Raw genomic sequence first — 21,111 nt, forward strand, 5'->3', positions numbered from 1 at the left:
TGCCGTGTTCCGTCGAGGTGAACCGAACCTAGGCCGGCCAGTTGATCTGGAAGACTCCCGCGAATGGAAATTGAGGAATATTTGAGTCTCGTGTGGAGGCCGGGGCCGGACGCCATGTTCGCCCACCCCCGTCTCGCACGTGTCTACGACGCCTTCGACGGCGAGCGCGACGACCTCGCCGCGTACGTGGCGCTCGCCGACGAGATGGCCGCCCGTGTGGTGCTCGACGTCGGGTGCGGGACCGGTTCGCTGGCGGTCCTGCTCGCGGCGACCGGCCGTACCGTCGTGGGCGTCGACCCGGCCGCGGCGTCACTGGACGTGGCGAGGGCGAAGGATCCGGCCGGGCGGGTCCGGTGGGTCCACGGCGACGTCGGCGCGGTGCCGGACCTCGGCGCGGACCTGGCGACGATGACCGGGAACGTGGCGCAGGTCTTCCTCGGCGACGACGACTGGGCGCGGGCCCTCCGGGCCGTCCACCGGGCGCTGCGCCCCAACGGCCGTCTCGTCTTCGAGACCCGGCGGCCGGATCGCCGCGCCTGGGAGGAGTGGGCCGCCGACGGCGAGCCGGTCACCCGCCACGTGCCGGGAAGCGGGGAGGTGGAACGGTGCCTGGAGGTGCGCGACGTCCGCCTCCCGTTCGTCTCCTTCCGGCACACCTACCGGTTCCTGGCCGACGGCGCGGTCGTCACGTCGGACTCGACCCTCCGGTTCCGGAGCCGCGACGAGATCGAGTCGAGCCTGGCCACCGCCGGCTACCGGGTCCTGGACGTGCGGGACGCGCCGGACCGTCCGGGCCGGGAGTTCGTGTTCGTCGCCGAGCGGGCGACCTGAGGGGCGCCGGGACGGGTGACCTGCCCGGTGTCCCGGCCGGTCCGCCGCCCGCGGCGCCCCGCGCGGCGCTCAGGCGCCGACGTAGGCCGCCAGGTGCTGGCCGGTGAGCGTGGAGCGGGCCGCGACCAGGTCGGCGGGGGTGCCCTCGAAGACGATCCGACCGCCGTCGTGGCCGGCCCCGGGGCCGAGGTCGATGATCCAGTCGGCGTGCGCCATGACCGCCTGGTGGTGCTCGATCACGATGACCGACCTCCCGGAGTCCACGAGCCGGTCGAGCAGGCCGAGCAGGTGCTCGACGTCGGCGAGGTGCAGGCCCGTGGTCGGCTCGTCGAGGACGTAGACGCCACCCTTGGCCGCCATGTGGGTGGCCAGCTTGAGCCGCTGCCGCTCGCCCCCGGACAGCGTGGTGAGCGGCTGGCCGAGGCGCAGGTAGCCCAGCCCGACGTCGGCGAGCCGTTCGAGGACGGCGTGCGCGGCCGGCGTACGCGCCTCACCGGGGCCGAAGAACTCCTCGGCCTCGGTCACCGACATCGCGAGCACCTCGCTGATGTCGCGCCCGCCGAGGGTGTACTCGAGCACCGACGCCTGGAAGCGCCTCCCCTCGCACTCCTCGCAGGTGGTGGTGACGCCGGCCATCATCCCCAGGTCGGTGTAGATGACCCCGGCGCCGTTGCAGGCCGGGCACGCGCCCTCGGAGTTGGCGCTGAACAGCGCCGGCTTCACGCCGTTGGCCTTCGCGAACGCCTTGCGGATCGGGTCGAGCAGCCCCGTGTAGGTGGCCGGGTTGCTGCGTCGCGACCCCCGGATCGGGGTCTGGTCGATCGACACGACCCCGTCCCGGCCGGCCAGCGAGCCGTGGATGAGGGAACTCTTGCCCGAGCCGGCCACACCGGTGACCACGCACAGCACACCGAGCGGGACGTCCACGTCGACGTCGCGCAGGTTGTGGGCGTTCGCGCCGCGGATCTCCAGCTTGCCCGTGGGCGTGCGGACGGACTTCTTGAGGGAGGCACGGTCGTCGAGGTGGCGGCCGGTGACGGTGGCGCTGGCCCGCAGCCCCTCGACGGTGCCCTCGAACATCACCTCGCCGCCGGCCACGCCCGCGCCGGGGCCGAGGTCGACGACGTGGTCGGCGATCGCGATGACCTCCGGCTTGTGCTCCACGACCAGCACCGTGTTGCCCTTGTCCCGCAGCCGCAGCAGCAGGTCGTTCATCCGGGCGATGTCGTGCGGGTGCAGGCCGACGGTCGGTTCGTCGAAGACGTACGTGACGTCGGTCAGCGACGAGCCGAGGTGCCGGATCATCTTGGTGCGCTGCGCCTCGCCGCCGGACAGCGTCCCGGACGGGCGGTCGAGGCTGAGGTAGCCGAGACCGATCTCCACGAACGAGTCGAGGGTGCGTTGCAGGGCTGTCAGCAGCGGCGCGACGGACGGCTCGTCGAGGCCCCGGACCCAGTCGGCCAGGTCGCTGATCTGCATGGCGCAGACGTCCGCGATGTTCTTGCCGTCGATCTTCGAGGACCGGGCCTCGGGGCTGAGCCGGGTGCCGTCGCACTCGGGACAGGTCGCGAACGTCACGGCCCGCTCCACGAACGCCCGGATGTGGGGCTGCATCGCCTCGACGTCCTTGGACAGGAACGACTTCTGGATCGTCGGGATCAGCCCCGAGTACGTGAGGTTGATGCCCTCGACCTTGATCTTGGTGGGCTCCCGGTAGAGCAGGTCGTGCAGTTCCTTCTTCGTGTACCGGCGGATCGGCTTGTCCGGGTCGAAGAACCCGCAGCCGCGGAAGATGCGGCCGTACCACCCGTCCATGCTGTAGCCGGGGATGGTGAGGGCGCCCTCGTTGAGCGACTTGCTGTCGTCGTAGAGGGCCGACAGGTCGAAGTCGGTGACCGAGCCCGTGCCCTCGCAGCGCGGGCACATGCCGCCGAGACGGGTGAACGTCGCCTTCTCGGCCCTGGTCTTGTTGCCCCGCTCGACGGTGATAGCGCCGCTGGCCTTCACGGACGGGACGTTGAACGAGAACGCGTTGGGCGAGCCGATGTGCGGCTGCCCGAGCCGGCTGAAGAGGATCCGCAGCATGGCGTTCGCGTCGGTGGCCGTGCCGACCGTGGAGCGGGGGTCGGCGCCGAGCCGCTGCTGGTCGACGATGATGGCGGTCGTCAGCCCGTCGAGCACGTCGACCTCGGGCCGCGCCAACGTCGGCATGAAGCCCTGCACGAAGGCGCTGTAGGTCTCGTTGATGAGCCGCTGTGACTCCGCGGCGATCGTGCCGAACACCAGGGAGCTCTTGCCCGACCCGGAGACGCCGGTGAACACCGTCAGCCGGCGCTTCGGGATCTCGACGCTGATGTCCTTGAGGTTGTTCACGCGTGCGCCGTGCACGCGGATCACGTCGTGGCTGTCGGCGGCGTGCGGCGCGGGCGGTCGGGTGGCCGTCGTGGCCGTGCTCATCGTGTCTCCATCCGTTGCCAAGGCCGTGTCGGCGGCCGTCGTGCGCCCGGTTCGGGTCGCCCCGGGAGCCGGCCGTCGGAGCTTCCGCGCCGGGTGGCCGGCGCCCGGCGCCGCGTGCGGGAATCTACCCGGGTGGTCCGACGGTCAGCGCCGTTCCTGGATGCGGATCTCGTTGCCGGCCGGATCGCGGAAGGCGCAGTCGCGGACGCCGTACGGCTGCTCCATCGGCTCCTGGACCACCTCGGCGCCGCTGGACTCCAACTTCGCGAAGACGCCGTCGAGGTCGGGGGTGGCGAGGTTGACGCCAAAGTAGGTGCCCTTGGCGATCAACTCGACGATGGTGCGGCGCTCGTCGTCGGTGAGGCCGGGGGTGGCGGTCGGCGGGTGCAGGACGATCGACGTGTCGGGCTGCCCGGCCGGGCCGACGGTGATCCAGCGCATGTCGCCGTACCCGACGTCGTTACGGATCTCGAAGCCGAGGACGTCCCGGTAGAAGGCCAGGGAGGCGTCCGGGTCGGTGTGCGGGAGGAAGCTCGCGTGAATGGTCATCTCCATGCCGGTCACGCTAGTTGCGGCTGCGCGGCCCCTGCTTCTCGATTCCTGACCGGTCTGGTGACCTTCTTCGCGACGCACGGCGGCATCCCGGCCGTCGCCTGCGCCGCCTCACGCCGGTAGGTGCTCGGCGGCACACCGACCAGTTCGGTGAATCGGGTGCTGAAGGTGCCCAACGAGGAGCAGCCCACCGCGAAACAGACCTCGGTGACGCTGAGGTCGCCACGACGCAGCAGCGCCATCGCGCGCTCGATGCGGCGGGTCATGAGGTAGCCGTACGGTGACTCACCGTAGGCGAGGCGGAACTGCCGGCTGAGGTGCCCGGCCGACATATTCACGCCGCGGGCGAGCGCCTCGACGTCGAGCGGCTGAGCGTACTCCCGGTCGATCCGGTCGCGCACCCGGCGCAGCCGGGCGAGGTCGCGCAGCCGCTGGGCTTCTGCGGAATCGCTGGTCACGGGAACGATCGTAACGAGGGAGGCCCGGTCAGACGCACTCCGACCCGGGGACCTGCCGGGCTTTGGAGGGCGCGACCGCCAGCGGTCCCCCGGCGGGGGTGAGCGCCGCCCGCCAGCGGGCGGCGCTCACCGAACTCGTTCAGCTCAGGCGCGCGGTCGCGGAGTCCAGACCGCCCCGGACGCTCACCGCCTTCACCGTGACCGTGTCGCCGCCGGTCTTCACCAGCCGGAGCCGGACCTTCTCCGCGTCGCCGCCGTCGAGGTGGAACTCGGGAGCGGCGCCGACGGTCCGGGCGCCGGTGACCTCGACCGTGTCCGGTGCGACGATCTTGATCTCCCGGGCCTGTTCCAGCGCCGTCGGGATGCGGCCGGTGTTGCGGACGGTCACCGTGAGCTCGTGCGTGGCCCCGTCGCGCTGGGTGCCCTTGAGCTTCTTGACCTTGACGTCGCCGAGGTCGACCTGCGGCAGCGACTCGGTCAGGTACAGGTTGAACCGCGCCTGGTTGGCGGCCCACTTCCCGATCAGGTCGGGCGACGGGTTCTGCGACCAGAACTTGGGGTTGATCCCGCCGATCTCGACCGTGCCGAGCGTGGGGTGCTGCGCCGTCGTCCAGGGCAGGAAGCAGTTGGTGCGGCCGTTCTCCGCGCACCACCGCGACCGCTCCCAGTCGGCGTACCGGCCGTCCTTGTCGTAGTCGACGAAGTCGCCGCCGTTCCAGATCTCGTCGCCGTACCAGACCGCGCCGTACTGGAAGTAGCCGAAGTCCGGGCCGTGCCCGAACAGGGCCTGCGGCTCGCCTCCGTTGCGGGTGGCGTAGTCGATGTAGACGCTGCCGGCGTTCCGGTAGCCGGTGAACGAGACACCCGCCTTGTCGAAGTGCTCGTAGAGCTTGCGGTCGCTGCGGTACATGCACTCGACCGGGTCGCAGGTCGACGGGCCCCGGAGGTGCATCGGCACCCGGGTGTCCATGCTGTTCACGGCGGCGATGTTGGTGTGCGACATCAGCCACGTGTAGACGTGCCGGGTCTCCGGCTCCGACAGCGGGTACTCGCCGGCGCCGCCCTGGGTCAGGTTGCGTCCCGTCGCGTCGTGCTCCGCCATCACGTGCCAGTTGTACGGGTAGTTGCGGTGCAGGTCGAGGCCACCGACGCCGTCCTCGTTGTAGCGGCCGTCGCCGTCGTTGTCCGTGCCTTCGGAGAACATGAGGTAGTCGCCCTTGCCCGCGCCGACGCTGAGCATGGCGTTCCCGGAGGGGTCCCGCTCGTCGACGACGTGGGTGCCCTTGCCGGCGCCGACGTACTGGCGCATCTGGCTCAGGTATCCGTCACCGTTGAGGTCCTCACCCGGGTCCTCGTCACGCTTCCCGTCGCCGTCGTTGTCGTACGGCCGCACCGTCGACCGGTTCGTCTGGGCGGTGTACAGGTACATGTCGTGGCCGTCGGGGTTGTTGACCGGCCGGATGTACACCGTCTTGTCGTCGAGCAGCTTGTCGACGGCCCGGTCCTTGCCGGCCCGCGTGATGAGGTGGTGCGCCAACCACAGCGAACTCTCCGCCGACGAGATCTCGCCCGAGTGCCGGTTGCCCTCGAAGTAGGCCGCCGGCTTGTCGGTGTCGGCGCCCGTGGACTTGTCCGTGATGGTCAACTGGTAGATCGGCTGGCCGCTGAAGCTCTCGCCGACGATGTACAGGTCGACGATGTCGGGCCGCTCGTGCGCCCACTTCTTGAGCCACCACTGGATCTCGATGCCCGTGTGGAAGTGGTCGAAGTCCATCCGGCCGGGGACCTTCGGCTGCACCTGGTCGTACTTGACGACCGTGAACGTGCTCTCCCCCTCCCGCTGACCGGCGATGGTGATGGTGGGCGAGGTCGGTGTGACGCTGCCGGGGAACGGGCCGGGATCCTGCGGCGGCTGCAGGCCGACGGTGTAGGTGGGCGTGGCGGAGAGGGCCGCGTCGTGGAGCGGACCCTTCCCGCCCGCCCCCCACAGCGGCGCCGTGCCGACGGCGAGGGCGCCCGCCGCCAGAACCGCCAAGGCCGCGGTCGGACGCCGGCGGCGCCTTCGACTCAGCGGCGGGGCAGCGGCGGCGTCGTGGTGAGGGACGTGTGGCTGGCCGGTCGAGTGGTGTGGAACGTCGGAGCCCAAGGCGAATTCTCCCAGTCACGGTCGTTGGCCGTGCCGGCAGGCACGGCGGTTGCTCTGTGTGCGGGGGCCGCCACCCAACGGGTACTCGAGTGCAGATCACCGTAGTCGGAGGTCATCGATATGTAAATGCATGACTGCGTTCGGCTCCTTACGTCTCCCGCGCTCGACCTGCGCCCGGGTAAGGTCGACGCCTCGGACGGGAGGCGGCGGGACGTGCGGGTGACGATGGCGAGCGCCGCGGGACGGGCCGGCCGCGCGAACGAGGACTTCACCGGCGCCACCCCGACGGCGGCGGTCCTGGTCGACGGGGCCGGCGGCTTCGCCGGTGCCGGGTCCGTCTGCCGGCACGGCGTGGCCTGGTACGCCCACCGCCTGGGAGGAAGGCTCCTCGGCCTCCTCTCACTCGCGCCGGACCGCGGCCTTCCGGCGTTGCTCGCCGAGGCGATCGCGGAGGTGACCGACGACCATCGGGACACGTGCGACGTCGGCGACCCGATCAGCCCGTCGGCGGCCGTGGCCGCGCTGCGCGTGTCCGGCGGTCACGTCGAGTACCTGGTGCTCGGCGACGCGGTCCTCGTACTCGGCCGGACGGACGACGCCCCGCTCGTCGTCTCCGACCCGCGGGAGGTGCTGATCAGCCGGTCGTACGAGGCCGTCCTCGCCACCGTCGTCGAGGGCGGCGACGAGTACCACCGGATCCTGCGGGACCTCCGCGCGCACCGGAACCGGCCGGGCGGCTTCTGGGTCGCCAAGGACGACCCGCGGGCGGCCGACGAGGCGATCAGCGGCCGCTGCCCGACCTCCGAGCTGGGCGGCGCCGTCCTGCTCAGCAACGGCGCGAGCCGCATCGTGGACCGGTTCGGGCTCGCCGACTGGCCGCAGGTCCTCGCCACCCTCGGCGAGCGCGGACCGGCCGCCGTCATCGGGCGCGTCCGGCAGGCGGAGGCGCGCCACGCGGTCGCGGCGGACGACGCGACCATCGCGCACTGCACCGACCTGGGCGACTCCTGACGCGCCGGGTACTCGACCGGGGTCAGCGCTCGCGTCCGCTCCGCCCGGGGCGGGAGGTCACCTGCCGCTGTTGAGGCGCACGATGGTGGCGTTGAGCGCGGTGGCGAACAGCGTCCACGCGACGTACGGGGCCAGCGCGACGCCGGCGAGACGATCGGCCCGGCCGGCGCGGCGGAGCAGCGCGAGGTTGGACGCGTTGAGCACGGCGATGTCGGCGAGCGCCGCGGCGGGTCTGCGGGCGCGGAAGAACAGGGCGGTCCAGCCCGCGTTGAGCGCCAGGTTGAGCGCGTAGGCGCGGGCGAACGGGGCGCGTTCGGCACGGCCCGAGGCGTCCAGCGTGCGGGCGCCGGCCATCGCGATGAGCGCGTACAGCGGGGTCCAGACCAGGGGGAACGCGGCGGGTGGGGGTTGCCAGCGCGGTTTGCGCAGCCGCCGGTACCAGCGTGACGACGCGTCGGTGGCCGCGGCGCCGACAGCGGCCGTCGCGGCGACCGCCGCGGCGGTCGTGACCAGGGTCGGTGGTCGCATGCCGTTCAGCTACCCGGTCCGGCGCGGATCAACCCGGCTGCGCCACCGGCGACTCCGGGTGCCGTGCCCGCTGACGTCCGGCCCGCTCGCCGCCGCCGCGCGCCGTGCCGGCTCGCCGCGGTACGGCGCGCGGTCACCGGCGACCGTCGGGGGTCACGTCCGGCGGACGTGACCCCCACGTCGGTGACCGGCAGGGCTACCCGCCGAGCAGCGCGGCCGGCACCGCCGACGGCTGCACGCTGGTCGACGGGCCGTGGTAGATCGCGTTGAACAGCAGCTTGCTCGGGTCGCGGGACCAGGTGCGGAACGTGGGCTCGCTGCCGAACGTCACGATGAGGCCCGCACCGACCCGGTGCTTGACGACGTTGGCCTTCCCGTTCAGGTGCTCGCCGCCGATGAGCCAGCCGCTCTGCAACTGCTCGCCCGACTCGGGGAACGACGAGACCACGTCTCCGGCGCTGACCGTGTACGCCTGGTCGTTCTCGCCGAACCAGACCGGGGTGTCCGGCCGCATGCCCCAGGCCACCGGGTCCGAGGTGTCGAAGCGCTGGCTGAGGATGCTGCCGGGCGAGTAGAACTCGTGCTCGTCGGAGGGCAACGCGGGCGTGATCGGCAGGTTCGCGAGCTGCCGCGCCGTGGCCACCGAGTCGCCGATCGCCAGCAGCGTCCCACCGTCCTCGACGAACCTGCGCAGCTCCGCCCAACCGGCCTCACCGACGCCGTACGCCCAGGACCACTCGGCCGGGTAGCGGTCGCGGTTGAGTCCCGCGACGAGGTCGTTGCGGCTGATCCCCGCCGGCAGCACGATCGTGTCGTACTTCGCGTTGAGGTCGCCGGTGAAGTCGTCGGCGACCACCTCGGTGAAGCCGATCCCGTACTGCTCGAACAGCCACTTCATCCAGCCGCCCGGGATGTTGTTGATCCCCCGGTACAGGCCGATCCGGGTGCCGTCCTTGAGCCGCTCGGCCGCGACCCGGGGGGCCTGGCCGACGGCGTGGACCGGGACGCCGGTCTTCCGGGACACCTCCCGCAGCGCCGCCCGGGCCTCGGCGGTCGGCTCGACGATCAGGGTTCCCGGAGCGTGGGCACGGCCGCCGCTGCTGAACTCGGCGCTGGCCCGGAGCGTCCGCACCCCGGCCTTCTGGAGGGCGGCGATGAACATGGCCGTGCCGTAGGACTCAGGTCCGACGAGGTAGGCGCCCCGGGCGCCGGGCTGGGCCGGGAACGGCGGGCTGGCCGGCCGTACGGTCCTGATCTGGGTGGTCGAGGCGCTGAACGGCTGCGCAACGGTGTCCACCCGCACGCCGAGCAGCATCGGCAGGGTCTGCGCGGTCACGTCGTACGGGCTCTGCGGCGGGCCACCCGGGTACTCCCGCAGGTCCGGGTAGTGCTGGACCTCCAGCAGGGTCTTGGCGAACCGGCCGTACGGCTGCGCGTACCGGATGATCCAGGAACCGGCGTCGTACCGCTTGCCGTTCGCCGTGAACGGGGCGGTGGCCTGCTCGATCTCGACCTCGCCGGTACGCAGGACGGTCAGCAGTTCGTACGTGGCGAACGGGTCGCGCTGGTCGGCGGGGACGATGTAGCCGTACGGCTTGCCGGCGCCGGGGTTCACGGCGTTGCGCTGGGTCCGGTAGAAGTTGAACAGCCACTCGGCCCGGTACTTCGCGACGTTGCTCAGCCCGGCGAAGACCGTGGTGTCGAGGTAGTCCACGATCTGCGCCAGCGACCAGGAGGACTGGTCGTACGGCTCGATGAAGTTGGTGTCCGGCTGCTGCGGCCCGATCGGTCCGCCGTTGCTGCTGGTGTACGTGTAGGCGAGGTCGCGTGCGCTCGCCGCCTCGACGAGGATCCGTGGTGCGCCGTGGTACGTCATGTACTGGCGTGACGGTGTCCAGTAGTCGTAGGTCGAACCCCAGGTGACGCCCTTCTTGCCCTCGGCCGTGAGGCTGCGGGACATCTCCATGCCGAGCGAGTTGGTCTGCTGGACCGTGATCGGGTCGATGTTCGGGTCGTTGGGCGACAGGTACGGCGGGATGAAGATGCGGGCGCCGCCGGAGCCCATCTGGTGGAGGTTCTGGACGACCTGCGGCTTCCAGTCGTTCTGCAGGGCGACGCTGAGCTTCGTCTCGGGCTGGGTGAACATGAACCAGTCACGGTTGTCGTCGTGACCGATGTACTTCTGGTAGAGGTCGGGATAGGTGCGGGCGTAGGTCGTCCCGGCGGTCTGGTCGAAGTAGTCCCCGACCCACTCGGTGCCGTCCGGGCTCTGCGCCGGGATGATGAGCAGCACGATGTTGTCGAGGATCTCCGTGACGGTCGTGGACTTCTCGTCCGCGAGCCGGTGGAGGATGTTGGGGATGACCTGCGCCGTGCCGACCTCGGTGGAGTGGATGGCCGCCTCCAGCAGGTAGACCGGCCGGCCCTCCGCGGCGAGTTTCCGGGCCTGCGCCTCGGTCAGCCCGCGCGGGTCGGCGAGCCGCCGGTTGATCTGCTTGATCCGGTCGAGCTTGGCCAGGTTGGCCGGCGAGCTGACGGTGAGCACCGGGAACGGCTTCCCGGTGGCCGTCTTGCCGATCTCCTGGTAGAGCACCCGCTCGGACCGGTCGGCGACGAGCTTGTAGTACCGGACCATGTCGGCCCAGCGGGCGAGCCGCCCCTCGCTGCCCAGCGTGAAGCCGAAGAACTGCTCCGGTGTGGTGACGCGTGGTGCGGCGTGTGCGGTGGAACTCGGGACGAGGCCACTGCTGACGGGCAGGGCCAGGGCAAGGAGGGCGGCCGCGGGTAGCAGCCCTCTCCTCGTCCAGTTGCGCATGGCGGACCTCCTCGGGACTGGCGGGTGTGTCGGGATCGCTGCGTAGGGACGCGCGCGGGCGTGGGTCGCCGGGGTGGCCGCCGTGCGCGGCGGCCACCCCGGAACCGGCGCGCTACCGCCGGACGGGCGCGCCGTCGGGCGTGAACTGCGGCCGCAACTGCTGGACCGCCGCGGCGTCGACCTCGGCCGCGGGGCCGTGGTAGATCGCGTTGTAGAGCAGGTTGAACTGCGACCGCGGCAGGCTGCGGAAGGTGATCTCGCTGCCGTACGTCACGACCTCGCCCTTGCCGACGGTGAACGACGCGACGTTGGTGGCGCCCCGGATGTGTTCCGCGCCGCGCAGGTAGCCGCTGGCCAGGACCTCACCCTCGGCGGGGTAGTGCGACACCACCTGCCCGGAGTCGTCGGTCAGCTCCCAGGCCTGGGTGTCGTAGAGCCAGACCGGCCAGGACTCGGGCATGCCCCACGCGACCGGGTGGTTCGGGTCGAACTCCTGGTGCAGGAGGCTGCCGCCGGTCACGAACTCGTCGTCGTCCTCGGGCAGCGCCGGCTTCATCGGCAGGTCGAACAGCTGCTGGGCGGTCTCCACCGAGTCGCCGATCGCCAGCAACGTGCCACCGTCGCGGACGAACTGCCGCAGCTTGCGCCAGCCCTTCTCCCCCACGCCGTAGGCCCAGGCGTACGCCTCGTCGTACTGCGTCGGGTCCAGGCCCTCCACGATGTCCTCCCGGGACACCCCGGACGAGATGACGATCGTGTCGTACAGCTCGCGGAGCGAGCCGCGCTGGAAGTCCTGGGCGGAGACCACGTCGTAGTTGATGCCGTACTGGTCGAACTGCCACATGTCCCAGCCGCCGGGCATGTTCCCGATGCCGCGCATCAGCCCGACCCTGGTCTGCGGCTTGAGCTGCACCCCGGCGACCTTGGGGGCCCTCGGCACGGCCGTGACCGGCAGGCCGACCTTGGCCGAAGCGGTCGCCAGGACGTGCCGGGCCTGCGGGGTGGCCGGCACGATGTAGGTGCCGGCCGGGTAGTCGACGCCCTGCGCGCGGAACGCCTTGGCGCCGCGGAAGGTCGGGATGTTGGCGTCCTGCAACGCCGAGACGATCTGGATCGTCCCGTACGACTCGGGGCGGACCAGGTAGGCGCCCTTCGCGCCGGGCGCCGGCGGCATCGTCACGCGCGGCGGCTCGACCGAGGTCACCCGCTCCAGCCGCGCCTCGAACGGGGTGCGGATCTCGGCGACGTCGACGCCGAGTTGCAGCGGCAGGCTGGTCGTCGCCTCGGCGTACGGCAGCAGCACCGGACAGTCGGCACAGTCGCGGACCTCCGGGTAACGGTCGGTGCCGAGCACCTGGTGGGCCCAGTTGCCGCGCGGCTGACGCATCTTGATGACGTACGAGCCGGCGTCGTACCGCTTCCCGTCGGCGACGAACGGCGACGTCGCGCGGTCGATCTCCACCTCCGTCCACTCCAGGCGCTGGAGCATCTCGAAGGTGGCGTACGGGTCACGCTGCCTGGCGTCGACGACGAACGCGAAGGTGCCCGACGGCACACCCTGCGTCAGGTACTCGTGCGGGACCGCGAAGAGGTTGTCGTAGAGCAGCTTCTCGCCGTTGTCCGCGGTGTACTCCATGCCGGCGTACGTGGCGATCTTCGCGTAGTCGACGATGTCGGCCAGGGTCCAGACGTTGGAGCGGTACGGCTCGATGAGGCTCATCCGCGGCTGCTGCGGGCCGAGCGGGCTGCCGTCCCGCGAGACCTGCGGGTACGCGTAGTCCGTCACCGAGGCGATCTCGGTGAGGTAGATGCCGGAGCCGGTGAACGGGAAGTACCCGCCGGGCTGCTCCAGCGTCCAGAAGATGTGGTAGTCGAGGCTGCCGACGCCGGTCTTGCCCGCGGCGGCGAGCGCCCGGGCGGCGTGCTGCCCGATGGCGGCGACCGAGGAACTCATGTTCGCGGGGACGTTCTCGCTGGTGATGCCGCCGTACGGCGGGACGAAGATGCGGCTACCCGAGTTGCCCTTCTGGTGCATGATGTGCACGATCGCCGGGCGGTACCTCTTCTCCAGTTCGAGCCGGTACCTCGCCTCGACCTGGGTGAACATCGTCCAGTCCCGGTTGTCGTCGTGGCCGGTGTACTTGTGGTACAGGTCGGGGAAGGTCCGGCGGTAGTTGGTGCCGGCGGTCCGGTTGAAGTGGTCGATGACGAGGTGCTGCCCGTCCGGGTTCTGCGACGGCACCAGGACGACGACCGAGTTGTTCAGGACCTTCCGCGTGAAGTCCGAGTCCTCGGTGGCGAGGCGGTGGACGATGTCGTTGATCGCCTGCCCGTTGCCCACCTCGCTGGAGTGGATGGTCGCCTCCAGGTGGTAGAACGGCACCCCCTCCGCGGCCAGCCGGCGGGCCTCCTCGGGCGTCGTACGACGCGGGTCGGCGAGTTTCTGGTTGATCTCGACGAGGCGGTCCAGGCGGCGCAGATTCTTCGGCGAACTGATGATGACGGTGCCGTATTCGTTGCCCATCGTCGTCGGGCCGATGGCCTGGTAGTCGACACGGTCGGATCGTTCCGCAATCAGTTTCATGTATCGGAGCACGTCCGGATAGGAGGCGAGTTTCCCCTCCGTGCCCATCTTGAAGCCGAAGTGCTGCTCGGGGGTGGGGATGTCGGCGGCGCGGGACGCCGCGGCGTGCGTGAGACCGGGGCCGGCGGTGGCGCCCGGCGCGGTCGCCGTGGCGGCGACCAGCGCCAGCAGGGCCGCGCAGGCGCCGTACAGCAAGGGTGGGCGGGACTTGAGCATGGGCGGACCTTCCGACTCGACATCAACGGTCGTAGATCTACGTGGCTGACCGTAGCCGGGGCGGGCCGGCCACCACAGTGGGTCCGCTGTTCGCGATTGTTCGCTTTCTCTCCCGCTTCGGGAAAGCTCAAGAATGCCTCAACAAATTGCCACGGGGTCGGTCTGTGAGACATCGAGAGTCATGATCGTATGGTGTCGAATCCACGGTCGACCGACACGCGCGACCAGGTGACGGGCGCGGCCTCCGCGCGACGACCGGAGCGCCTTCCCGCGAGCGCACTCGCGTTGATGTTCACCGACCGCTCCGCCCGCGGTATCGCCGACCGCCTCGGCGACCTCATCCACTCCGGCGAACTCGCCCAGGGGCTGCCCCTGCCCACCGTGCGGGCGCTCGCCGCCGCCCTGCACGTCGGGCCCACGACGATCGCCTCCGCCTGGGCCCAGCTGCGCAGTCGCGGGCTGATCCACTGCGACCGGCGGCACGGCAGCTTCGTCCGCGGCCCCGGGAGGTTGGCGGGCCGGCGCTTCGCCAGCCTCCCTCCCCCGCCACCGGTCCGGCTCGACCTCACCACGGCCTTTCCCGACCCGGCCCTGCTGCCCGACCTGACCGGTCCGATGGCCGCGGCCGTCGCCGGCACGCAGTGGCGGACGTACCCGGACGACACCGTGGACGCCCACCTGGCGGCGGTGCTGCGGGCCACGTGGCCCTTCGAGGCGGAGGACGTCACCGTGACCACCGGCGCCCAGGACGCGGTCCACCGGGTCGCCGACGTCGTCCTGCACCCGCACGACCGCGTGCTCGTCGAGGAGGCCGCCGCCACGTCACTGCTCGACATCGTCGAGGACCACCGGGCCCAGGCGGTGCCGGTGCGCTGCGACGACGAGGGACCGCTGCCGGACGCGATGGAGGCGGCCCTGGCCACCCGGCCCGCCCTGCTGCTCCTGCAGACCCGCATGGCCAGCCCGTACGGCCACGCCCTGTCCCGCCGCCGGGCCCGGGCGCTGGCGCCGGTCCTCGCCGACCGCGACATCGTCATCCTCGAACAGGACACCGCCCACGAGCTCGCCCCGACCGCCGGCGTGTCGCTCGGCGAGTTCCTGCCGGAGCGGACGCTTCTCGTCCGAAGCTGGAACAAGTCCCACGGTCCCCACCTCCGCGTCGGGGCGCTGGCCGGCATCCGACGGGTCGTCTCCCGGGTACGGGCCCGGCAGAAGGCCACCGGCGGCTGGCCGTCGGTGCTGAACCAGCGCGCCCTGGCGCAGATGCTCACCGACGCGCGGGCGCGGGAGACGGTCGGCCGCGCGCGGGTCGTCTACCACCAACGCCGGCAACAGATGGTCCGCGCCCTCCGCGACGCGGGTCTGGCACCCACCGGCGTCGCCGGGCTCTCCGTCTGGGTGCCCGTCCGCGACGCCGCGACCGCCATCCGGAGGCTGGCCGCCGACGGCATCGGCATCGCCCCCGGCGCGCCGTTCACCGTGCACGGCGACGGGCGTTCGCACGTCCGGATCGCCACGACACTGGGGCACGACGAGCACGCGCGGATCGCCCGCGTCCTCGCCGAGGCCCATCACGGGTGAGCGACCCGCGTGGGATGGCGGCGTCCACCTGGTGCCGCGTACGCGTCGTCACTGAGTACCGGAACTCATGCCCCGGCCGTCGGCGCCGATGATCCTGCTCGCATGCCTTCGACCGACACCCACCGGACGGACGCTGTCCGGACCGTTCGCACCCGGGACCACGTGCTGCCGCATCCGAGCGCCGTATCGGTCGCCGTCGGCCGGCGGACGGCACCGACCCCACGGATCGGCCATGATCGTCACCATGTCTGAGAAGCCACTGTGGTGGCGGGAGGCCCTGGCCGGGGTGGGCGGCTGCCTGCTGCTCATCGTCGCGACGTCCCCCATGTACGCCGCCGGGCCGCCGCCGTTCATCGCCACGCCGGGCCGGCCCGAGTACCACGGCGTCGGGTGGCTGGTCGCGGTGGCCCCCGTCGTGGCAACGGTGGTGGGCCTGTGCCTGCTGCGGTGGTGGCCGTACCTGCTGGGAGCGGCCGCCCTGCTCGCCGCGCCCCACGCCTGGGGCGAACTGACGACCATGTCGCATCCCGTGCTGCTGATCGTCGCGAAGTCCGCCGCGTACCCGTTGGCCCTGGTGGGGGTGCTGGCCTGCGCGCAGTCGCTGTGGAGCAACGCCTCGCCGGGGCTGGGCGCGGCCCTGGCGGGGCTGGCGACCGGGTCCCGCCTGTTCGGCTCCGCGATGGTCGGTCCCGGCTGGTTGTTCTCGGACCCGTCCCGGCCCGCCTGGCACGTCGGCATGATCGCGGTCGGCCTCGCCCTGGTCGTGCCCGCCGTCCGCCGGTTCCGCCGAGGCGACCGCGCCGCCGCCGGGCCGCCGGACTCGCCCCCGCGCGCGTGGCGGCGGTGGCGTCTCGTCGTCGCCGCCGGCTTCGCGGCGTCCCTGGTGGTGCCGCTGTCCCTGCTGACGACGGAACGGCTCGCGGCACTGCTGGACGTGGACTGGTCCGCCCTGTACCGGCACGAGTCGGTGGCGATCGCCGTGATCGGCGCGGTCACGCTGGTGGCGGCGACGGTTCTGGCGGCCGTCGCCGGGCTGTGGTCGCTGGCCGGAGCGCTCACGGTCGCCACCGTCCACGTGGCGGTCGCCGCACCACTCATCCTGGCGTTCACCGCGCTCGGCGTGCTGGGTCCGATGCGCTGGCTGGGTGCCCTCGTGGGCGCGGCGGTCGGCGCGGTGGCGGCCGGCAGCCGGTTCCGGGTGGCGGCCGCCGGCACGCTCGCGGCGGGCGCCGCGACGGCCGTGTTCATCGCGTACGCCGCCACGACCGGCCACCCCGAGAAGCTGGCCGAGCAGCAGCGTGTCGTCCCGGCGTTGCTGCTGCTCGTACTGGTCACGGCGGCGGCGACGGCGATCGCCGGAGCGGCCGCGCCGGTGCTCGCGCCCCGTGGCGCCGTTCCGGCCGTGCTCGGTCCGCTCGTCGGCGTACTCACCATCGGCGGGCTGCAGACGGTCCAGGTGACGTACCTGGAGGACGGCCTGCCCGTCTCGTCGTACCTCAACCCGGTCTTCCACCTCACCACCTCGGGCGTGCTGTTGCTGGTCGCGGGCGCGGCCGTCGGCGGACTGGGCGTCGCGCACCACCTCGCCGAACGCTGGGCCGAGCGCAAGCGGGCCGAGCTGATCCGGCAGGAGGCGGCGGCCGCCGAACGGGACCGGTTGGCCCGGCCGATCCACGACGGGGTGCTGCAGGTGCTGGCGCTGGTCCAGCGGCAGGGCTCGCAGCTCGGCGAGACCGGCTCGCAGCTGGCGATGCTGGCCGGCGAGCAGGAGGTCGCGCTGCGCAACCTGCTCAGTGGCGGTGGCGCCACGGCGCGCCCCGGCGGGGACAGCGACCTGCGGGCGGCGCTCACCGCGCTGGCCTCACCGGTCGTCGAGGTCGCCACCCCGGCGGAGCCGGTGGTGCTCCCGTCGGGCCCCGCCGCCGAACTGACGGCGGCCGTGCAGGCCGCCCTCGACAACGTCCGGCGGCACGCGGGGCCGGGCGCGCGGGCGTGGGTGCTGCTGGAGGACGAGGGGGACGGTGTACGCGTGACCGTCCGCGACGACGGTGTCGGGTTCGAGCCCCAGCGGCTGGTCGACGCCGCGCGGGCGGGCCGGCTGGGGGTGGCCCAGTCGATGCGGGGCCGGATCGCCGACCTGGGCGGCACGACGACCATCCACAGCCAGCCGCAGGAGGGCACCGAGGTCGAGTTCTGGGTGCCCCGACGGAGCTGAACGGACCGGGGGCGGGCCGGCGCCCGCCCCCGGTGGTCCTCGCGGGTCTGGTGTGAGCAGAGGCTCACCGGCGCGGGGCACCCTTGATCTTGTCCGCTCTTCTTGCCAATCTTGTGCAGAAGCCACAGGATTGCATTTGGAGTGCGGGCGATGGCCACGACCACCATGCGCGCGGAGCGGGACCTGCTCGGTCTCGCGGCCCAGCGCCGCCGGACCGGGATCTGGCTGCTCGCGCTGACAGCGGGGCTGATCCTGACCGGGGTGGTCGCGGTCGGGTCGGGCGCCATCGGGATTCCCCCGACCACCGTCGCCCGGATCGTCGGGCACCACCTCCTCGGCCTTCCCGGCGAGGTGACGTGGACGCCGCCGCAGGAGGCGATCGTCTGGCAGGTGCGGCTGCCCCGGGTGCTGCTCGGCATGCTCGTCGGCGCCGGGCTGGCGGTGTGCGGGGTGGCGCTGCAGGCCATGGTGCGCAACGTGCTCGCCGACCCGTACCTGCTCGGCATCAACTCCGGCGCCTCCAGCGGCGCCGCGGCCGCCATCCTGTTCGGAGCCGGCGCCGGCTTCGGGCAGTACGCCCTGTCCACGAGCGCGTTCCTCGGCGCGCTCGCGGCGTCCCTGCTGGTCTTCCTGATCGCGCGCAGCGGTGGCCGGGTGACCTCGGTTCGCCTGCTGCTGGCCGGCGTCGCGGTCGGGTACGCCCTCTACGCGACCACCAGCTTCCTGATCTTCGCGTCCGGGTCGGCCGAGGGATCGCGCTCGGTGATGTTCTGGCTCCTCGGCTCCCTGGGGCTGGCCCGGTGGGACGCCCTGCTGGCGGTGGCCGCGGTCGTCCTGGGTGGCACGATCCTCTACCTGACCGTCGCCGGGCGGCGGCTCGACGTCCTGGCCATCGGTGACGAGACCGCCCAGACCCTGGGGGTGTCGCCGGCCCGGTTCCGGATCCGTCTGCTCGTGGTCGTCTCGCTGAGCGTCGGCGTGCTGGTCTCCGCCGCCGGCAGCATCGGCTTCATCGGGCTCGTCGTGCCCCACCTGGCCCGGCGCATCGTCGGGTCGCCGCACGTGCGGGTCGTGCCGGTGGCCGCGCTGCTCGGGGCGATCCTGCTGGTCTGGGCCGACGTGCTCGCGCGGGTCCTGCTGGCCCCGCAGGAGATCCCGATCGGCATCATCACCTCCCTGCTCGGAGCGCCGTTCCTGGTGGTCCTGATCCGTCGCCTACACGCCTCCGGCGCCTGAGGGCGCCGGGCCCGCAAGGAGAAACCATGAAGGCAACCCGTCTCGCCGCCACGGCCGCCGCGTCCGCCGTCCTGTTGCTCCTCACCGCGTGCGGTGGCGGCGCCCGGCCGACGAACGCGGGCCCCGGATACCCGCTCACCGTCACCAACTGCGGCGTGGACGTCACGTTCGACGCCGCGCCGGAGCGGGTCGTCCTGCTCAAGAGCGCGGCCGTGCCGTACCTGCACGCGCTCGGCGTCATGGACCGGGTCACGGCGCGGGCCGGGCAGTACCCGAAGGAGTACTACGACGCGGAGACGCTCGCCGAGCTGGACCGGATCCCGCTGCTGACGGACCGGACGGACACCAGCGGCCACCTGCAGATCTCCAAGGAGGTGGTCATCAGCCAGCAGCCGGACCTGGTGCTCGGCGAGGTGGACAACCTGTCGCGGGACACCCTCGCCGCGGTGGACATCCCCCTGCTGGAGGAGCCGGCGATGTGCCCGGACGCCACGACGACACCGAGCTTCGACGACATCTACGCCCAGATGCAGACGTACGGAAGGGTGTTCGGCCGGGAGACCGAGGCCGCCGCGGCGGTCGCCGCGCTCCGGGAGCGGATGGCCCGGATCCAGGCCGCGGCGGGTCCCGCGTCCGGGCGTACGGCGGCGGTGCTCTACCCGACCGTCGGCGGTGGCACCACGTACGCGTACGGCGCGGCCAGCATGGCGCACCCGCAACTGGAGGCGGCCGGTTTCCGCAACGTCTTCGGGGACGTGAGGGAGCGGGTCTTCGAGGTCACCGTGGAGGAACTGCTCGGGCGCAACCCCGACGTGCTGGTCCTGCTCCACAGCGACGGTGACCCCCGGGCCGTCGAGCAGGCGCTGACCGCGCTGCCCGGCGCGGCGCAACTCAAGGCCGTCCGCGCCGGCGACGTCATGACCCAGCTGTTCAACTTCACCGAGCCGCCGTCGCCCCTGTCGATCGACGGTCTCGAGCGGATCGTGCGGCGTTTCGCGGAGAAGCCGTGATCGAGGCGACCACGGTCTCCTGGCGCTACGGGGCGAACCCCGTCATCGACGGGGTCAGCGTGACCGCCCGGCCCGGCCGGGTGCTCGGGCTCATCGGGCCGAACGGCAGCGGTAAGACCACCCTGCTCCGACTCCTGTACGGCGCGCTGCGCAGCCCCTCCGGACGCGTGCTCGTCGACGGTGACGACCTCGCCGGCCTGGGGTCGCGGGAGGCGGCCCGCCGGCTCGCCGTGGTCGTGCAGGAGAACGGCGGCGAGACGGCCCTGACCGTCGCGGAGATGGTGCTCCTGGGCCGCGGGCCGCACCTGTCGACCTTCCAGCGCGCCGGCAGGGCCGACCACGACATCGCGGCCCGCTGCCTGGCCCGGGTCGGGGCGGCCCACCTGGCCGACCGGGCCTTCACCCGGCTCTCCGGCGGTGAGCGGCAACGGGTCCTGATCGCCCGCGCCCTCGCCCAGCAGGCCACCCACCTGCTCCTCGACGAGCCGACCAACCACCTCGACATCCGCTACCAGCACGAGATCCTCCGCCTGGTGCGTGACCTGGACACCTGTTCCGTGGTCGTGCTGCACGACCTCAACCTGGCCGCCCGCTACTGCGACGACCTGGTGCTGCTCGGCCGGGGTGGCGTCGTCGCGGCCGGCACCGTCGACGAGGTACTGGATCCGGCGGTCATCGAGCCGGTCTACGGCATCGGCATCCGGCGCCTGGACCTCGACGGCGCCATCCACCTGTTGTTCCAACCGCACACCGCCGACGAGAGGACGACCGTATGACCGCGCAGGACCGCATCAACGCGTACTGGACCGGCCGGGCGCCGAGCTACGACGCGTACGTCCAGCGGCCCGAACGCTTCGCCGCCGACCAGCGCGCCTGGTCGGAGGTCTGGTCCCGGGCCCTGCCGCGGGGGCCGCTCGACGTGCTCGACGTGGGCACCGGCACCGGCCAGGCCGCCATGGTCCTGGCCGGTCTCGGGCACCGCGTGACCGGCATCGACCTGTCCGAGGGCATGCTGGAGCGGGCCCGCCGGCACGCCGCCGAAATGGCCAACGGCCCCGTCATCCGGCGCGGCGACGCGGTGGACCCGGACTTCCCACCGGCCAGCTTCGACGCGGTGACCAGCCGGTACGTGATGTGGACCCTCCGGGACCCGGACGTCGCCGTGGCGAACTGGGTCCGCCTGCTCCGCCCGGGTGGCACGGTCGCGGTCGTCGACAGCACGTGGTTCCCGAAGGGGCTGGACAACGCCTCGGAGAACTTCGCCGACTTCTACGACGACCAGGTGCAGGCCGTGCTGCCCCTGGCCACCGCGTCCTCCATCGACGCGACCGCCGCGGTCCTCGAACGGGCGGGCCTCACGGACGTGACCGTCACGCCGCTGACCACGATCTACGAGTTGGACCGGCGGTTCGGTGTCGCCCCGAACCACGAGCACCAGATGCAGTTCGTCGTCACCGGCCGGATCTGAGTG

General features: G+C 72.2%; 15 protein-coding genes. 8 read left to right on the forward strand and 7 right to left on the reverse strand.

The features are described from left to right. Window positions 1–63: 63 nt before the first annotated feature. Window positions 64–831 (forward strand): class I SAM-dependent methyltransferase, encoded by a 768-nt coding sequence (locus tag OG994_RS15390; protein ID WP_120331953.1) that lies wholly within the window; start codon window positions 64–66, stop codon window positions 829–831. A 69-nt stretch (window positions 832–900) separates the two neighbouring features. Here the strand turns inward: OG994_RS15390 and OG994_RS15395 are convergent, their stop codons facing one another. From OG994_RS15395 to OG994_RS15410, 4 genes are all read right to left on the reverse strand, one after another. Continuing rightward, entirely contained in the window at window positions 901–3,288 is a 2,388-nt protein-coding gene (locus OG994_RS15395) for an excinuclease ABC subunit UvrA (protein WP_328850103.1), read from the reverse strand. Window positions 3,289–3,432: 144 nt separating this feature from the next. After that, complete coding sequence (locus tag OG994_RS15400; RefSeq protein ID WP_120331959.1) at window positions 3,433–3,843, reverse strand: VOC family protein; 411 nt, start codon at window positions 3,841–3,843, stop codon at window positions 3,433–3,435. Window positions 3,844–3,848: 5 nt separating this feature from the next. Continuing rightward, window positions 3,849–4,298 carry a helix-turn-helix transcriptional regulator gene (locus tag OG994_RS15405; RefSeq protein WP_120331951.1) on the reverse strand — a complete coding sequence of 150 codons (450 nt, stop codon included), beginning with the start codon at window positions 4,296–4,298 and terminating at the stop codon, window positions 3,849–3,851. A gap of 139 nt (window positions 4,299–4,437) precedes the next feature. Continuing rightward, entirely contained in the window at window positions 4,438–6,333 is a 1,896-nt protein-coding gene (locus OG994_RS15410; protein ID WP_328850104.1) for a M14 family metallopeptidase, read from the reverse strand. Window positions 6,334–6,570: 237 nt separating this feature from the next. On the opposite strand from OG994_RS15410, the gene OG994_RS15415 reads away from it, so the two are divergent. Further along, a complete protein-coding gene (locus OG994_RS15415) occupies window positions 6,571–7,455 on the forward strand; it encodes a hypothetical protein (RefSeq protein ID WP_240033260.1) in 885 nt (294 codons plus the stop codon). Window positions 7,456–7,512: 57 nt separating this feature from the next. Here the strand turns inward: OG994_RS15415 and OG994_RS15420 are convergent, their stop codons facing one another. The 3 genes from OG994_RS15420 to OG994_RS15430 all read right to left on the reverse strand — a co-directional run bounded on the left by OG994_RS15420 (window position 7,513) and on the right by OG994_RS15430 (window position 13,598). Next, entirely contained in the window at window positions 7,513–7,983 is a 471-nt protein-coding gene (locus OG994_RS15420) for a TspO/MBR family protein (protein ID WP_328850105.1), read from the reverse strand. 196 nt (window positions 7,984–8,179) lie between these two features. Then, window positions 8,180–10,798, reverse strand: a complete 2,619-nt coding sequence (locus OG994_RS15425; protein WP_328850106.1) for a M14 family zinc carboxypeptidase — start codon at window positions 10,796–10,798, stop codon at window positions 8,180–8,182. A gap of 112 nt (window positions 10,799–10,910) precedes the next feature. Beyond that, window positions 10,911–13,598: a M14 family zinc carboxypeptidase gene (locus OG994_RS15430; RefSeq protein ID WP_328850107.1), complete on the reverse strand. Its 2,688-nt coding sequence runs from the start codon at window positions 13,596–13,598 to the stop codon at window positions 10,911–10,913. Window positions 13,599–13,790: 192 nt separating this feature from the next. Between OG994_RS15430 and OG994_RS15435 the strand changes: the two genes are divergently transcribed. From OG994_RS15435 to OG994_RS15460, 6 genes are all read left to right on the forward strand, one after another. Continuing rightward, a complete protein-coding gene (locus tag OG994_RS15435) occupies window positions 13,791–15,179 on the forward strand; it encodes an aminotransferase-like domain-containing protein (RefSeq protein WP_328850108.1) in 1,389 nt (462 codons plus the stop codon). A gap of 244 nt (window positions 15,180–15,423) precedes the next feature. Next, a complete protein-coding gene (locus OG994_RS15440) occupies window positions 15,424–17,394 on the forward strand; it encodes a sensor histidine kinase (RefSeq protein WP_328850109.1) in 1,971 nt (656 codons plus the stop codon). A 150-nt stretch (window positions 17,395–17,544) separates the two neighbouring features. After that, window positions 17,545–18,630: a FecCD family ABC transporter permease gene (locus OG994_RS15445; RefSeq protein WP_120331955.1), complete on the forward strand. Its 1,086-nt coding sequence runs from the start codon at window positions 17,545–17,547 to the stop codon at window positions 18,628–18,630. A 26-nt stretch (window positions 18,631–18,656) separates the two neighbouring features. After that, window positions 18,657–19,640: an ABC transporter substrate-binding protein gene (locus OG994_RS15450; RefSeq protein WP_120331946.1), complete on the forward strand. Its 984-nt coding sequence runs from the start codon at window positions 18,657–18,659 to the stop codon at window positions 19,638–19,640. Continuing rightward, window positions 19,637–20,416, forward strand: a complete 780-nt coding sequence (locus OG994_RS15455) for an ABC transporter ATP-binding protein (RefSeq protein WP_328850110.1) — start codon at window positions 19,637–19,639, stop codon at window positions 20,414–20,416. Before OG994_RS15450 ends, OG994_RS15455 begins: the two co-directional genes overlap by 4 nt. Further along, window positions 20,413–21,108, forward strand: a complete 696-nt coding sequence (locus OG994_RS15460; RefSeq protein ID WP_328850111.1) for a class I SAM-dependent methyltransferase — start codon at window positions 20,413–20,415, stop codon at window positions 21,106–21,108. The genes OG994_RS15455 and OG994_RS15460 overlap by 4 nt, the downstream gene beginning before the upstream one ends. Window positions 21,109–21,111: the final 3 nt, after the last annotated feature.

It is taken from the genome of Micromonospora globbae, assembly GCF_036184225.1.
Classification (GTDB): Bacteria; Actinomycetota; Actinomycetes; order Mycobacteriales; family Micromonosporaceae; genus Micromonospora; species Micromonospora globbae.